This is a genomic window from Pseudomonas sp. S31, from assembly GCF_016648105.1.
Classification (GTDB): Bacteria; Pseudomonadota; Gammaproteobacteria; order Pseudomonadales; family Pseudomonadaceae; genus Aquipseudomonas.
Genome location: NZ_JACVVE010000071.1, coordinates 1 through 14,903 on the forward strand (window position 1 = coordinate 1; position 14,903 = coordinate 14,903).

Genomic DNA, 14,903 nt, shown 5'->3' on the forward strand with positions numbered 1-14,903 from the left:
GGGGCGGGCTTTGGGGTGGGGCGGGGGAAATCGGGGGTGCTTCGCGAGTGTGTGCGCTTGAGCCGATGCCATGGCAAGCGCAACAAGCTCCACCTATAAAAGACTAACGCGCACGCCCAAGCACCTCCCGCACATAATCCTGACACCCGCGCAGGGCTATCAATCCCCGGTCCCCGTCATCGGTAATGGCGATAATTCGTCCAGCATGCGTTGGCTCAAGTCGGGCGCGTACGGCGCCATGATCCACGCCGGCGGCGCCGGTGGCGGCAGGCACAGCGGCGCAGGCGTCATCGCGCTCGACCAGGGCCGACAAGCGCACATCGGCAGTAGCCAGGCGATCACGCAGGCGCGCTTGAGACTGTTGCGCATCGCTCAACTCCTTGAAATGGCGGCTTTCAGTGTCGCGAAGGCGCTGCTCCAAGCCATGGCGCTGTTCGCGTTCGCCTTGCAGCTGCACCACCAGCGCCTGGGCCCGTGTCTCACCCTGCTCTGCCATCATGCGACCACAGCGCCAGCCCTGAGCCTGCCAGCCGAGCGCGGCGCAGGCGAACATCAGCAAGCCACAAACGGCCAACTGCACACGACTCAGCACAGTACCTCCCGCGCCCGCGCCCATAGTTTGAGGCGGTCCTCCAAGCCGTTGAGCCCGCCATTGATGAGCCGGGTGATACGGTTGAACTCGCTCCGGTCGGCCAGCGCATTGAGCCCCCGCGATTGCCAGAACCAGGCCGCCGACTCACAAGCCCAGAGCGGCTCCTCGAGCAACTCCGGCTGTTCGAGCAGACGCTCGTCGCCGAACAGGGCACGGCTGCAAGCCTGGTAGTTGTTGCGCCCGGTAACCTGGATCAGCCCGCGCCCACGATAGCGCTGGCCATCACCATCGGCGGTATTGCCCAGGCGCAGCGCAAGGCTGCCTGTGTCGTAACGGGCCAGGTAGCGGTCGCTGCCAAGTTCCCGCACATACCGCAACTGGCCGGACTCATGACCCACCTGGGCCAGGAATGCCGCCACGCGCTCAGGGTTGTCGATCTGCCAACGCGGCATGCTGGCGTTGAGCGCAGGCAAGAAAGCACCTGCGAAGGCGCGAGCGTTAGGCAAAATCTGCAACAGTTGTTTTTCAGTGAGCATCATTGATCCCCTTTCCATTGGTTCGCCTGTCAGCGCCGCCTGACGCTGCCCTTGGCCTGCACCTTGCCCGCCTTGCCGCCGTTGCATTGCACGGTGGTACGCCAGCCGGAGGCGGTGAAAGCCTGTTCCACCGAGTCGATCAGGTATTGGCCGTCAAGCCCATCGGTAAAGCCTTCCACGGCAATGCTGCGCTCGGCGAACAGGTCGGTGCGCCCAGGCAGGTCCAGGCGCACGCTGGCGGTGTCGCGGTTGAAGCTGGCCAGGCGTGCCCGGGCGGCGTGCTCGGCGGCGCTGCGGTCGGGGTACAGGTGGCGGTCGGTGTGCACCGGGTGCTGGCCGTTGGCCGCCTGACCGTTGGCCAGTTCCACCACCTGCTGCTCGCCGCTGGCGGGGTCCTGGTAGCGGGTGCGCACCGTGGTGCGCGCCGCCTTGTCGTCCAGGCGAAACTGCCACTGGCTGACCTCGGCGCGGGTCACGCCGACCACGCCCAACGGCTTGCCGCTGGCGCTCTGCCCGGCCTGGCGCGGCAGCACCAGCAACTGGCCATTGCCGAGCTTGGCGGTGCAGTCGTACTGGCGGGCCAGGCGGGTGACGAAGTTGAAGTCCGATTCGTTGTACTGGTCGACCCGCGCCACCTGGGTGAGCACCGGGCAGATCGCCTGCCAGCCATTGCGTGCACCGATCTCGGCGACGATACGTTGCATAGGCACGGCCTCCCAGCTACCGCTGCGGATGGTCCGCCCGCTGCCTCGCAGGTCGCTGGCCTTGCCACGAATGACCAGGGTGTCCGGCGGACCGGACAGCTCCACCTCGTCCACCGTGTAGCGCCCCAGGCGAGCCAGGGGTTGCCCGGCGTAGCCCAGGTGCACCTCGATCGCTGCCCCCCGGGCCGGCAAGGCCACGACTCCGTCGCGGGCGTCGATGCGCAACTCGAAGTCGTCCGACTCCATGCCGGGTTTGTCGGTGGTGCGCAGCAACAGCAGGCGGTCGTTGATCTGCGGGGTGATGTCGTTGCCATCGGCAACGATGCGAAATTGCGGTTGCATGCATGTGGCTCCGTTGCGGTTGCGCCATCAGTCCCACAACTGGACGGTGGCCGTGGTCGGCGCGCTGACCTCGGGCAAGCGGATCAGCACGCCGCTGCGAAACGGCTGGGCCTCGTCGGCCAAGCCCTGGTTGGCTTCAAGCACCGCCTCGACGGTGCCGTTGAGGTGGCCGTAGTAGTGCTGGCAAAGCGTGTCGAGGACGTCGCCCTCAGAGGTTCTGCAGGTCTTGGCCATAGCTGACGAACTCCAGTGAGAAACCTTGTTTGCGCGGGATGCCTCCGGCCAGCAGGGCACCCTGGTCTTCCTCGATGCTGGTCAGGCACCAGGTGCCGAGCACTTCGCCATAGCCTGTGGTCAGCGACAGCGGCAGCAACTGGCGGCCGATGTCGCGCAGGGTCTGCAACTGGCCGAGGCCACCCTTGAAACCGGGGAAGATGGCGCCACGGATGCTGATGGTTTCTTCGCCCAGGCTCACGGCCTGCTGGGCGTTTTCCCGGCTCAGGCGCTCCTGCCCAGCCCAGCGAAAGCGCGTTTGCCGACGCAACTGGTCGAAGGCGGCGGTGTCGAGGTTGAAGTAGTAAGGCGCGGCATTGGCCTTGAGCGGCTGCAGCACCAGAAGATGGGGAAATGGCGTGATGGCTTCGGCGGCCGGGGTGGTCAACGGTGCGAAGCCGAGCGCGGACATCACGCCGCTGGCCACAGCCTGCGCATCGCCGATCACTCGGCGAATCGCCGCGCCGGCCTTGCCCAGGTGCTCGGCGAACGCATCGACACGGTCACGCACCTTGCGCACCACTTCGACGGTCTGGTCGTACTGGGCGATCACCTTGTCCACACGTTGCTTGGCCGAGTCGATCGCGCGCATCGTGCGTTGCAGGCGCCTGCCGATCGCCGGGCCGATCCAGGGCAGCGCTTCCAGCTCGGCGGCCGCCTCTTGCACATGGCCAACCGCCTGGTCCATCGGCTCGAGCATGGCGTCGGCACGCCGACGCCCCTCCTCGCCCGCCTTGACCAGTGCATGCAAGCCGCCTTGCAACTGTTCCAGGTAGGTCATGGGTTCTCCTCATGGTTGTGGTTGGTCGACCATCTGCACCGCACGCGCCTGCCGCATCAGGTCATCCAGCACCCGGCGGGCGATGGCTTCCAGTTGTTGCAGGGTGGTCGGGTCGTCGAAGGTGTTGGTGAAGGTCACCGGCATGTTGGCGGTGAAGGTGAATTGCTGGTTGATGGTGGGTGCTGGTGCTGCCTGCGGCACGACTGCCGTCGCGGCAGGCGTAGCCGACGAGCCGGGAGGGCTTTCAGCAGATGCACTAGCCTGGGTAGGCACAAGCGGCTGCTTTGCAGTGCCTGGGCCCGCAGCTGGCGTGTCGTTGCCTGTGATGGAAGCCACGACCCGGCCTAACCAACCGCCAACCGCATCACCACCGATCCCGCCCACTACGCCTCCGATCAGGCCACCGAGTGCCGTACCGAGCACCGGCACCACCGAGCCGAGCGCAGCACCTGCCGCCATGCCGGCGAACGTCCCGCCAAGGCCTCCGGCCGCCGAACCATAGCCTTCCATCTTCTGCGCTGTCGTGCCGTCGCTGGTGTAGGTATCAACCACTTGCAGCGCGGAATCCAGCACAGCCATGGCAGGAGCGCCCTTGAGCAGTTTTGCGGCCTTGGGCAGCTGCAGGCTCGCGCCAATCCTGGGCCTGGCGAGTGCAGGCAACATCGTCGGGATGGCCCACGCCGCAGGGCTTACGCTGACTGAAGGTAACGTTGCATCGCCGGTCGATTCCTGGGGTACCGACGAGGGTCCGCTGCCAGGGGGATTGGAACTTCCATCCTGAGCGATAGCAGCGGACGAACCTCCCATAGCCGCATCGCCGATTTCAAAGACCACAAGGCGGCTGGCGACAACAGCGGTACCCGCAACAACCGTGGCCTCCTGCTGAGGTTGCCCCTGCGCCGGTACGGTTCCGCCATCCGCCACCAATCGGTCAGGTACTCCGCCAGCACTCGGCTGCTCCTTGCCGCCCCGGCTGACCCAGCTGTAGAACTTGCCCGCGACCGCCTCGCCAGCGATCTCGCCCAATGTCCCACCTAAATCGGCGCCGTATTTCCTCGCCCACTTGCTCTTGAACAATCGGGGCCCCACTGCGCCCAGCAAGCGCCCACCGAACTCGCCGATCGCGCCGCCGACACCTTTTGCCTTTGCCTCACCGTCCTCGCCGGTGATCAGCGCCTTGCCGATATTGCCGAGGGTCCCACCGAGATTGTCCTTTACTTGCTTGCGAGCAATCTTGTCGACCCTTCGCTGGGTATTGGGCGGCATGCGCCGCAGGCCTTCACGCGCAGCATAGGCGCCAACGACCGCGGCCCCTCCTGCGCTGGCTACCACCGCCGCGCCCCTAAGCACAGTGCCCAGCGTATCTTGCTTGGGGGACGTGGGCGCAGGCGGGCTGTCTTGCGCCCTGCTCACTGCGGCACCACGCTGCCCTTGCATGACCCACAACGACTGCTGGACGACGATCACCGTCGGCTGGCTTTGCAGCGGTTTCCACCGCGCCAGCCCGGCGATCACCTGGTCTAACAACAGGTAATGTCGACGCAGACGCTCGACAGCATCGACTTCATCGTCCAATTGGGCGATCTGCTCTTCGTTTCGCTGCTCCTGATCCAACGCCAACTCGCGTTCGGCCTGGCGCACCTTGCCCAGTTCCAGACCCAGGCGAATCACCTCGCCGATGAGCCTGCCGAGCCGGGTGCCGTCAGTCTGCCTACGCAGGCGTTGGAGATCCCGGCGCAGCTGCTCGATGGCATTGCCCAGCGGATTGGAAGCGGTGACGCCGAGCCCGAGGGTGAACACCTGTGTGTTCGCCATGGAGTCCTCCTTGTCACGAGGCGAGCCACCAGACCATGTCGCTGTACGACATGGTCATGATTTCGCTCGCGGAAAAGTTCAGCTCCTTGGCCAGCCGCCTGGCGGCGGCCTTCTGCCGGGCCGGGTCAAATTTCGTCGTCCTGCACCAGGCGAAAATAGCCGCTTTGCAGGCGGCTATAGTCTTTCAGGGCGAGGCTTTCGAGGTCCTTGATACCAACCTCTGCCAGCGACGCGAACAGGTTCAGCTCGCGCTGCTCGTCATCAGTGCCGCCACCGGCCTGGGCATTGCGGATATCGCGCACCGTGGGCGCGCGCAACGTCAGGCTGTCGACCTGCACGCCATTGGCTTCGCTGGGGCGCGACAAGCGCACGGTCACGCGCTCGCTGTCCAGGGTCAGCCACTGTGGCGGTTGTTTCGCTTGAGCCATGGTGTTCTCCTTAAAGGCCGAGGGCAGCGCGCTGGGCGGCTAGTTGGTCGACGCCGTCGATTACCCGTTTCATGCCCAGGGCATCGATCTCGTAGATCACCCGACCATCGACTTCGAGCTTGTAGTAGGTCAGGCCGACGCTGTGCTTGATCTCGGCCTTTTCACCGGACTTCCAGTCGCCCATGTCGATTTCCTTGAGGCTGCCGCGCAGGGTCACCACGACCGGGTTGATCGCGCCCTTGAGGCCCTTGAAGGCGCCGCGGAAGGTGCCGTTGAAGCCACTGCCATCGGCCAGGCCGAAGAACTTCAGCGCTTCGCGGCGTACGCCAGTGGTGGTGAATGCCGCTTCCTGTTTCTCCATGCCCAGGTCCATTTCGACCGGCATGTCCAGCCCACCGGGGCGATGCTCTTCCATCTTCAGGGTGAGCTTGGGCAGAGTGAGGCTGGGGACATCGCCCTGGAAGCTGACGCCATCGACGAACAGGTTCAGGTTGGCCAGGGTTTCGGGAATCATTGCCATGTGTGTGCGCTCCTTAGGCGGCGGAATCGAGGACTTCGGTCAGCCACTGGTTGGTGACTTCGACGCGGAAATTGGGGTTTTCGGCAGGCGGGACGTCGGTGAAGCGGATGTTCCAGTAAACCTTGCCCTGCTCCAGCTGGCTGGCGGTGTTCAGGTCCGGGTCGGCGAACACCTCGAAGTTGATGATCGCGCCCTGGTTCTTCAGGTCGCGCATGAAGGCCTGCAGGCCTTCGGTGACGTCCTTGACGTAGGTGGCGGTGATGGAGCGGTCGACGGCCCACTTGTGGCCGTAGAGGATCGCGTCCATGACGATGTCCATGGTCCGCACCCGGGTGACGAACGCCCATTTCGGGTCACTCGACAGAGTGCGGTTGCCCCACAGGCGGAAGCCGTCGTCGCGGATGATGGTGGTGATGTTGGCGTTGTTCAGCAGGTTGGCGCGGCAGGTGTCGTCGCCATCGAGAAACTCCACCGCGCGGGTGGTGCCGGTGATGCCGGCGAATTCCTTGTTCGACGGCGAGGCCCAGAAGCCGTACTCGCTGTCGGTCCAGGCGAACAGGCCGGCGACCCAGGCCGAGGCAGGCGCATCCACTGTGGCTTCATCGCCGGTGTCCCAGTACTGCACGCCCGGGTCGACCAGGAAGGCGCGCTTGGCGCCGAAGTTCTCGGCGTATGCAATGGCGGCCTCGTCGGTGGTGTTCGGGCCATCGAGAATGGCGATACCGCGCAGCTTGTCGGCCAGCGCCACCAGGGCAGTGCCCACGGCCTGGGTGGCGCTGTGGCCGGGGGTGGCCAGCAGGCGCGGCTGGGCGTTGAAGCGGCTCTTGCCATCGAGCAGCGCCTGCAGGCCGGTGCGTTTGCCGTCGGCCTGGACGCTGCCGATGATTGCCGAGGTTTGCTCGGCGGCGTCTTCCAGCTTGGCCACGCCACAGGCGACGATGACCGCCTTGGCACGGGTGTAGATGGCGCGGCAGGCCTTGGTGATGGCCGAGTTCTGGCCGAACGCCGCCACTGCTTCGCGTTCGCTGGTGATCAGCACCAGGTCGTTGGGTTGGGCCGTGGCATCGGTGCCGGGGGTGAAGGTGTCGACCAGGCCGATGATCGAGGACGACGGCAGCGCGATGCTGCGGGCGCCGGTATCGACGTTTGTTACGGTGACGCCGTGAAAGAATCCAGTCATAAATACTCCAGATGCAAAAAGGCCCCGCGGTGCGGGGCCAGGTGGTACAGCGGAAAAGAAAACGCCCCGGCGGTGCGGGGCGTTAGTGGGTTTGCTCAGCGATCCAGGGCGGCGCCACCGGGCGCTGCGTCGAGTCAGGGAATGCCTCGGTCTGGGGCCAGTCGCGCAGGGCCTGGCGATACATCAGCAGCTCGGCGAACTGCTCGGCGGTCAGGGTGGTGGCCAGCTGCATGTACTGTTCGTCGCGATGACGGCTCACAAGCCATTCAGTTTCCGAAACCTCGGCGTCACGCCAAGCGCGCTCGCGAGAAGCCATTTGTGCAACACTCTCGGGCGGCCGATCCATTGCGACAGGCTTGCCCAAGCTATCAGCAACGATGATTCTCCCTTGGCTTGCCTCTTCAAGAAGCTGTCGCCACTCCTCCTCGCTGATTTCAACAGCATCCGAAGGATAGTTATCCCCGTTGATTTCATCCGTATAGAACCCAGCCATGCTAGGGGAATAGAAAACTCTCATTGTCACCACCCTCAGTAGCCAATGGCTATCCAGAACAAAGTCCCAGCCACACCCATCCCACCACTGTCACGGGAATAGACCGTAGCGCTGCTGTTGACGATATTGAATCCATTCATGTCGACCCCGCACAGCCCAGCATCGCTGATGGCCATACACCCAATGCAAGCGACTGGGAATGCCGTCGGGAAGCTGATCGCAACCCCAAGTGCGTTAGTAAAGGCAGCGTGAGCAACAGTGCCGGTTTGGAACATGAGTCCATTCGGTAGCCTGGAAACGCCACTAGTGGTCGAGGTAGAGCCCGCGAACTGCTTCGAGTGCTTGTTAAGTTGCGTACCTCCTACAATTCGCCAAGCAGCCCCGAGAGAAACGAGACTCACAGAGTCGACAGCTTCCATCTGGAACGACTGCACCGAAGTAGTAGAGCCACCAACCCCAGGCGCAATTAGATCGCCTGCGGCAGCCGCCACTGTCATTGGCGTTACGTTAGCGCCTGCGGAAATGTGAATTGTGGCCCCCGCAGGGATCGCGGAAGTAGGTGGCAGGGTGACGGTTTTCCCGGCCATACCGGTGGATCCCACCAACTGCATACCGCAGTGCTCTGCTCTGAGCGAAACAGTGTCCATAAGAAGAAGAACACCACTGTGATTACCAAGGGCCCGCTGTACGAACTCAGCAGTGGCTAGCTTTGTAGTCGCTTCGAATTGAGGCGGAGTGGTCCAGACGGCACTTTTCATTGCTCCTGAAAAACGATTAGCCACACTGCCGTGTAATGCATACCAGACCCCATCACCCGGAACCCGCACAAGAGTCACCGTGTCGCCAGGCAGCAGCACCATGGTAGCGACACTTCCGTTACCGGCTCGGATCACACCACCATTGGTCGTTGGCACCAACGAGGTCGTACCTGAACCTTGGTTGTAGATATGCAGCGCAGCGCCGCCCGGTACATCTGAAACGTTAGGCAGAGTCAGCGTTATGTTGTTTGCGGTATTGGTCGCGAGTGTCGAGCCAAGGTCGTCAACAGTCAGCGCGCGACTGGCGGAAATGTTGTAAACCGAGAACCGAAAGTTGCCTAGGGCTCGCTGCACAAATTCCGTGGTCGCGACCTTTGTAGTGGCGTCGAATTGAGCTGGCGTGGTTGGGTTACCTCCCTCAATCACTCGGCCATAGGCGTCGACTTTCACGACCTGATATGTTCCAGCAGCTACCCCAGTACGGCCGAATGCCATACCGTAGTCCAAGGCGGTCACACCCAGGGTGATCGGCGCATCAGTCAGCAGCTGCCATGCACTGTCAGCATTTACCGTACCTCGCTCGACCAGCACCAACATGCCCGGTGTCACCTTCGTGCTGGTATCCGCATCCGTGCACCGCGTCCAGGCGCCCCCTGCCACCACCAGATACAAACCATTGTCCTTGGCGGCGGCCTGGTTCTTCACCAACACCCGAGCCCCAGCAGACAGAGCCACACCATCAATGGTTTGCAAACCGCTCAAGGCGATGGCTGCCGTGGTCGCCACAAGCACCGAGTGCTTAAAGTCCTGCTTAGCCAGCTCGCCCTCTACCCACTCGCGGGTAGCCAGAACCACACTCGGATCGATCTTGAGTTGCACATTGCTGGAGCTGCTCACGATCAGGTTCATCCGCACCACCTGGGTACGGCCCGAACCCTGACTAAGCAGCGGCTTATAAGTCGGCGCACAGTTGGCCACCGCCACCAAGTCGCCGTCCGCGTCATACAAGCCGATCTCGCGAATCCAGCGGCCACCGACATCCGCCGGAATGATCTGCTCCGCAACAATGATCGAGCTGTCCTTGTCATCGACCTTCAACTGATTCAACGGCGCCCGTCGCCATTCATTCAACAAGGCCGTCCAGTTTGCCGAAGGCTGCGGCAGCGCCGGGCTATCGACATTCCCGGGATTGCCATCGCCAACGGCCATCTCGGTTATCTTCCAGGCTATGCCCAGGGCATCGGCATTGGCCTGCTTGGCCGCGCCGACATTGGTCAGGATCGCGTAAAACTGTGAAGTCTGGTCAACCATAATGAATATCCAGGTAGTCGATGGTGTGTTCGCGCCCACCCCGGCCAATGCTGCCGCTGACCTCCAGGTCGTTGGCTTGTGGCGGGTAGACGTCCAGTTCGTCGCCTTCGCAAACCGACGTGGCCAGGTACACCCGGCCAGCGGTTTCCAGGCTGATCACCAGCCCGGTCATGTGCCGGCTCACCGGGCGGGCGTCGTCGATCAGCCAGGACAGCTCGCGGTAGGTCTCCTCGCTGATGCCCTCCTCGGCCACGCCCACCTTCACCGCGAAGGTGCCCGGCACGCCGCGCGGCTCGGTCTGCCACCACTCCTGCACCTCGATCAGGTAGCCGAACGGCTCGACCACCCGGCGCAAGGCACCGATGGTGCCCTTGTGGGCGTGGACGTTGAACGAGGAGCGAATCACCGAGCGCTTGACCGCGTCGGGCCAACTGTCGTCCCAGCGGTCCACCGACCAGGCCCAGGCCAGTTGGTACAGCAGGTGCGACGGGCAGGTGTCGGGGTCGTACAAGGTGCGCAGGGGGATCGCGGCGTTGTCGATGCCGGCGGCTTCCACCGCCCGTTCCAGGGCTGTGCTGTTGAGGGGTAGCAGACTCTTCATGCCCCACCTCGCTCAACCGTGAAGCCCTCGCACCAGGCGGCCTGCCCCGTGCTGGGACGGATATCGGCCCAACCCGGAAGCTCTACCCGCGCCACCCCGCTGATATGCAGCTGGGCATCGATAGCCGAGCGCGGCACCTCCACCCCCAGGCGGCGCCGGGGATTCACCCAGGACTCCAGGCGTGCCCGGCACTCGGCGAGCACCGCTTCGTTCTCCGGGCCGCTGCCCGCCATGTACACCAAGGCATCGATGCGATACGGCAGGATCTCGGCCGACTGCACCGTGAGGCGGTCGGCCACCGGGCGCACGTCGTCGTCGTTCAGGTAGGCCTGCACGGTTTGCAACAGTTCAGCCGATGCCTCGCCGTTGCCCTCCAGCGCCAGCACGCTCACCACCACCTCGGCCGGTGCCGGGCTCTGCGCGGTGGCGTCGGCCACCAGCCCCGAGGCATTGCGGGCATGCAGGATGTAGCTGTTGCGCGGCCCTGCCGTGGTCAGGCCTTCGTAGACCAGTTGCACGCGCTCGCGCAGGGCATCGTCGGACTCGAGCAGGGCCTCGGTGGGCGGCGTGGTAGTCAGGTCCTCGGCCTGGATCAGCAGGCGCTGCAGGCTCACGTTGGCAGCCAACTGGTCGAGGTCGGTACCCTGGGCATAGGCCAGCATCAGGGCCTTGGCTGCATCGTTGGTGCGCGCCCGGTCGAGCAGCTTGCGGTAGGCTCCCACCTCCAGCAGCTTGGTCACTGGGTCGCTTTCCAGGTTTGCGCTCCAGCCCTCGCCCAGGTACTCGCGGAAGGTCTCCAGGTCGGCCTGGTACAACGCCTCGAAATCGAGGTCTTCGAGCAGCTGCGGCGCCGGCAACTGCGACAGGTCGACCTGGCTCATACGCTCACCTCCAACCGTGCATCCTCACCTTGGTAACGACCGCTCAACAGCAGGCTGACCTGGCCATCGAGCACCGCCACCACCTTGACCCGCTCCAGCTTCAGGCGCGGCTCCCAGCGCCCGAGGGCGCGGGCGACCTCGGCCTGCACCGCGCTCTTCCAGCCTTCGTTGACCGGCAGGTCGACATAGCGGCGCAACTGGCTGCCGTAGTCCGGGCGCATGCGCCGGCTGCCCAGGGGCGTGGAAAGGATGTCTTCGATGGACTGGCGCAGGTGGGCGACGCCCGCCAACGGCTGGCCGCTGCGGCGGTCCAGGCCGATCACGGCGCACCTCCGGTTGTTTTGCTTTGCATGGCAATCTCCGGGCTCAGTGTTTGTGGTTGGCGGTGTTGCCGGCGGTATCGATGATCCGCCCACCGCCGTTGATGTCGCCGCTGACGGTCAGCGGACCGTCGATGCTGACGTTGCCAGTGAGGCGGATGCTGCTGGCGTCGAGGCTGATGGCGCCGTCGCTGACCAGCACGCTGCTCGGGCCGACCTGGATGCGGGCGTTGCCGCTGGGCAGGTGGATGTCGTAGCGCTTGGCCTGCCAGTCGTACACCAGCGAGCCACCATCGGCGAAAAGCCACGCCTCGGTATGTTCACGGTTGTCCGGCGCCTGGCCGGCATTGCCGTACAGGCCAGGGATGAAAGTGCCCTGGGCCGGTTCGCCGCTGGGGCTCACCAGCACGCCCTGCTCGCCCAGGCTCGGTGCCCGCCAGTGGCGCGCCGCACCCGCCGCCAGGGCATGCCAGCGCAGCCAAGCGCTGGTCCAGCCGGCGCCGTCCGAAACCCGCACCCGCGCCGCAGCCAAGTCAACCGCGACCACCCGGCAGGGAATCACCAGGCACGCCAGCATGCGGTCATGCATTGCGCTGACGTAGCTCATGCCAGGTCCTCCGGCGCCAGGTACTGGCCCTGGTTGCCCGGCCCAGTGTCGGGGCTGAAGCCCAGACGCAGACTGCCCGGCGGTTGGTCGGGCCAGTCCCAGCGCGGCTCGCCGAACAGCACCGGCTGCTCCCAGCTCACGCTCCAGGCGCTACCCTCGTACTGCGCCTGCACGTTGCGGCTCGCCTCGACGAACTCCAGCCCCCATTGCTGCTGACGCAACAGGTCCATCAACTGCGCCGCCAGCAGGCTGCCCTGCAGGCGCGCCTCGGGGTTGGCGCTGTCGGCGGTGATGTCCGCCTCGAAGGTAGCGATCAGTACCGAGCGTCCATCCCGCGGCGCGGCATCGGCGGTCATGCGCACCACGCCGTGGCGCAGTGCCGGGCGCTCCAGTGCATTTCCTACGTTCGTATATGCATCGACCGATACCAAGTCCGGCATCGACTCACGAATGGTCGCGGTCACGGTCGCATGCAAGGTGGCCAATTCGTTCATGTGTCGCCCCTCGATCGTTCAGCTGACGGCCCGCTGTCGCGCAGGCCCAGGCGCTTCATCGCCCAGCGTTCGTACAAGCCCATGGCCACGTCGGCGCCGCCCACTGCGGTCAGGCAGCCAAAGGCGCTGGCGGTCCAGATGGACAGGCCGCAGGCATACAGCAGCATCACCGTGGATACCCCGCAGACCATGCAGGCCCCGGAGCGCAATACCAGGCGCCGTAGCAGCGACCAGCCGGTGGCTCCGGCCTTGTCGGCGCGCCACATTTCGCCGCTGAGGCCGCCCAGCAATGCCAGGACGATTACCAGCCAGAGCGGCATCTCCAGCAACGCTTGTTGCTCGTTCGTCACTGTCCTGTCTCCTGTGTGAAGCTCACCGGCGTCGGCCAGCGAGCAGTGGATGGAACGCGGCATTCCAAAAAGCCCGGTGCCCCAGGCTTTTCAGTAATGCGTTGTCGAACCGCCGGCCACGACTGGTGACGCCGGGCGATTGCTTGCATGAATTGGTGACTCCGACCGCGGCCATCTGCCCGCCGGATAACTGATCGTGGTGCTTTACGCTGCACACCCGGGCCAGTTGCCAACCCTCTGAACAGTCGAGGCCTGTTCATCGCTGCCTGTGTAACAACCGGTGTCTGACCGGCTTGAGATACACATTATGCATGGATGCATATCCAGTCAATGCATTTTTGAATATTTCCATGCATGGAAATTTGCTTAAATGCATGGAGGCCATGCGCGGCTTGGGCTGTAGGGCTTTTCTACAAGCGAAAAAAAACCCGCCGCAGCGGGTTCTTCAGGAAGGAAGGATCAACGGGCGTACATGCCCCACCAGAACACATGGCCGAGCAGGCTGATCTGCTCGTCCTGCATCTGCTGGAAGCTGTAGTCCTCGTCCGGATGCTCGTCGCGGTTGAAGCTGCGCAGGCGGATGCCAGTAGGTAGGCGATATACCTGCTTCACGCGCAGTTGGCCGTTGTGGTTGATGGCATAGAGATCGCCATCGATGATGTCGCCGATCGCGCACTTGCCGGTGTTCACACCCACCGTGGCCCCGTCGCGCAGCACCGGCAGCATGCTGTTGCCGCGCACCGTGACGCATTTGGCATGGTCGAACTGCACGCCATTGTGGCGCAAGCTGCGCTTGCCGAAGCGCAAGCGCGCGTTCTCGCTTTCCTCGATGACAAATCTTCCTGATCCGGCTGCCAATTCGACCTCGCGAAGGAAAGGCACACTGACCTCGTCGTCCTCGACGGGGGTTTCGTCGTCCCACAGGCTGATGTCGCTGAGATGCGCGTGCCCATGCACGGGTTTGGCCGCCTCACGGAACTCGCCCAGCTCGGCCCGGCCGCGCAACTGATCGGTGCTCACGGCAAAATACTCGGCAATCTTCGACACGTGCTTGTCGGACGGGTCGACGATCTTGCCGCTGAGGATGCGTGACAAGGTGGATTGCGGTACGCCCGTACGCCGGTGCAGCTCCGTCGGGGACAGGCCGTGGCGGTCGAGCAGTTCTCTGAGTACGGTGGCTACGTTGCGCTTTTGCATAACATGCATCATGCAAGCGAACCCAGGGAAATGCAACCATGCATGATTGCGTGACAGAGCGCCGCGTCGCCCCCCTTTGCAGGAAAAATCCCTGTAGAATGCGCGGTTCGCAAAAATGCCAACCAGATGACCGCTGTAAGGCCCTGAATGTCTGATCTATCCGCACATACCCCGATGATGCAACAGTAGCAGAAAAATCAGAGCTCAGGCCGCGCCGTTCGCGGCCTATGCGTTGATGCTGTCTAATATGCATTGACGAGTTTGTGCGAGTTTCGCCCAGTGCAACCGAGATCCTCGGGCGCAGTATTAGACAGCTACGCCATCAGTTCGAGATCGTCTCAACCCCTGCCGCCTTAAGGCGCCGGCGCCACTTCCGCCCAGCCTCCCCTCTCTGGCGTTCTGCCAAAGCTTCACCATCCCCTTCATCTCTGGCGGGCTCAGGCTCGCGACAAAATATGCCCAGGTGCCAGGCCTCCTCCTGCTCCTGCAGACCCCACAACCTAGCCGCCTCGACGAACTCGAGCATGTCGGATAGCTCACCATCGTCCACATCGCGCCGGCGGTGCGCAGCGAAAGCCATCTCGGCAAGAACGGCAGCGCGGCCATCAGGGTCCACGATCAGCTCGAAGCTGTCATCGAGTTCAGCCAGCCAGGCCTTTGGCAGTCCCGACATCATTCTGCCCTGCACCACCAGGACTGGGCGTACATCACGCCGTCGAT

General features: G+C 64.0%; 19 protein-coding genes. All 19 read right to left on the reverse strand.

What is annotated here, in order from left to right; translation table 11 throughout:
* Positions 1 to 103: 103 nt before the first annotated feature.
* The 19 genes from IAE37_RS28015 to IAE37_RS28105 all read right to left on the reverse strand — a co-directional run bounded on the left by IAE37_RS28015 (position 104) and on the right by IAE37_RS28105 (position 14,859).
* Entirely contained in the window at positions 104 to 553 is a 450-nt protein-coding gene (locus IAE37_RS28015) for a lysis system i-spanin subunit Rz (protein WP_236410216.1), read from the reverse strand.
* Between the two features lie 32 nt (positions 554 to 585).
* Positions 586 to 1,131 carry a glycoside hydrolase family 19 protein gene (locus IAE37_RS28020; protein ID WP_201178695.1) on the reverse strand — a complete coding sequence of 182 codons (546 nt, stop codon included), beginning with the start codon at positions 1,129 to 1,131 and terminating at the stop codon, positions 586 to 588.
* Between the two features lie 26 nt (positions 1,132 to 1,157).
* Positions 1,158 to 2,174: a phage late control D family protein gene (locus IAE37_RS28025; RefSeq protein WP_201178696.1), complete on the reverse strand. Its 1,017-nt coding sequence runs from the start codon at positions 2,172 to 2,174 to the stop codon at positions 1,158 to 1,160.
* A 27-nt stretch (positions 2,175 to 2,201) separates the two neighbouring features.
* Entirely contained in the window at positions 2,202 to 2,408 is a 207-nt protein-coding gene (locus IAE37_RS28030; RefSeq protein WP_201178697.1) for a tail protein X, read from the reverse strand.
* Positions 2,383 to 3,228: a phage tail protein gene (locus tag IAE37_RS28035; protein ID WP_201178698.1), complete on the reverse strand. Its 846-nt coding sequence runs from the start codon at positions 3,226 to 3,228 to the stop codon at positions 2,383 to 2,385. The genes IAE37_RS28030 and IAE37_RS28035 overlap by 26 nt, the downstream gene beginning before the upstream one ends.
* Positions 3,229 to 3,237: 9 nt before the next feature.
* Complete coding sequence (locus IAE37_RS28040; protein WP_201178699.1) at positions 3,238 to 5,043, reverse strand: hypothetical protein; 1,806 nt, start codon at positions 5,041 to 5,043, stop codon at positions 3,238 to 3,240.
* Positions 5,044 to 5,168: 125 nt separating this feature from the next.
* Positions 5,169 to 5,471 (reverse strand): phage tail assembly protein, encoded by a 303-nt coding sequence (locus IAE37_RS28045; protein WP_201178700.1) that lies wholly within the window; start codon positions 5,469 to 5,471, stop codon positions 5,169 to 5,171.
* A gap of 10 nt (positions 5,472 to 5,481) precedes the next feature.
* Positions 5,482 to 5,991 (reverse strand): phage major tail tube protein, encoded by a 510-nt coding sequence (locus tag IAE37_RS28050; RefSeq protein WP_201178701.1) that lies wholly within the window; start codon positions 5,989 to 5,991, stop codon positions 5,482 to 5,484.
* A 13-nt stretch (positions 5,992 to 6,004) separates the two neighbouring features.
* Complete coding sequence (locus IAE37_RS28055; protein ID WP_201178702.1) at positions 6,005 to 7,171, reverse strand: phage tail sheath subtilisin-like domain-containing protein; 1,167 nt, start codon at positions 7,169 to 7,171, stop codon at positions 6,005 to 6,007.
* Positions 7,172 to 7,253: 82 nt separating this feature from the next.
* Positions 7,254 to 7,688, reverse strand: coding sequence for a phage tail assembly chaperone (locus IAE37_RS28060; protein ID WP_201178703.1), 435 nt, complete (start codon positions 7,686 to 7,688; stop codon positions 7,254 to 7,256).
* 11 nt (positions 7,689 to 7,699) lie between these two features.
* Positions 7,700 to 9,733 (reverse strand): phage tail protein, encoded by a 2,034-nt coding sequence (locus IAE37_RS28065; RefSeq protein WP_201178704.1) that lies wholly within the window; start codon positions 9,731 to 9,733, stop codon positions 7,700 to 7,702.
* A complete protein-coding gene (locus IAE37_RS28070; protein WP_201178705.1) occupies positions 9,726 to 10,334 on the reverse strand; it encodes a phage tail protein I in 609 nt (202 codons plus the stop codon). The genes IAE37_RS28065 and IAE37_RS28070 overlap by 8 nt, the downstream gene beginning before the upstream one ends.
* Positions 10,331 to 11,215, reverse strand: a complete 885-nt coding sequence (locus IAE37_RS28075; protein WP_201178706.1) for a baseplate assembly protein — start codon at positions 11,213 to 11,215, stop codon at positions 10,331 to 10,333. The genes IAE37_RS28070 and IAE37_RS28075 overlap by 4 nt, the downstream gene beginning before the upstream one ends.
* On the reverse strand, positions 11,212 to 11,538 hold the full coding sequence (locus IAE37_RS28080; RefSeq protein WP_201178707.1) for a GPW/gp25 family protein: 327 nt from the start codon (positions 11,536 to 11,538) through the stop codon (positions 11,212 to 11,214). The genes IAE37_RS28075 and IAE37_RS28080 overlap by 4 nt, the downstream gene beginning before the upstream one ends.
* A 43-nt stretch (positions 11,539 to 11,581) precedes the next feature.
* Entirely contained in the window at positions 11,582 to 12,142 is a 561-nt protein-coding gene (locus IAE37_RS28085; RefSeq protein WP_201178708.1) for a phage baseplate assembly protein V, read from the reverse strand.
* On the reverse strand, positions 12,139 to 12,636 hold the full coding sequence (locus IAE37_RS28090) for a hypothetical protein (protein WP_201178709.1): 498 nt from the start codon (positions 12,634 to 12,636) through the stop codon (positions 12,139 to 12,141). Before IAE37_RS28090 ends, IAE37_RS28085 begins: the two co-directional genes overlap by 4 nt.
* On the reverse strand, positions 12,633 to 12,986 hold the full coding sequence (locus IAE37_RS28095) for a phage holin family protein (RefSeq protein ID WP_201178710.1): 354 nt from the start codon (positions 12,984 to 12,986) through the stop codon (positions 12,633 to 12,635). The genes IAE37_RS28090 and IAE37_RS28095 overlap by 4 nt, the downstream gene beginning before the upstream one ends.
* A 459-nt stretch (positions 12,987 to 13,445) precedes the next feature.
* On the reverse strand, positions 13,446 to 14,192 hold the full coding sequence (locus tag IAE37_RS28100) for a LexA family transcriptional regulator (protein ID WP_201178712.1): 747 nt from the start codon (positions 14,190 to 14,192) through the stop codon (positions 13,446 to 13,448).
* A 313-nt stretch (positions 14,193 to 14,505) separates the two neighbouring features.
* Entirely contained in the window at positions 14,506 to 14,859 is a 354-nt protein-coding gene (locus IAE37_RS28105) for a hypothetical protein (RefSeq protein WP_236410219.1), read from the reverse strand.
* Positions 14,860 to 14,903 lie beyond the last annotated feature (44 nt).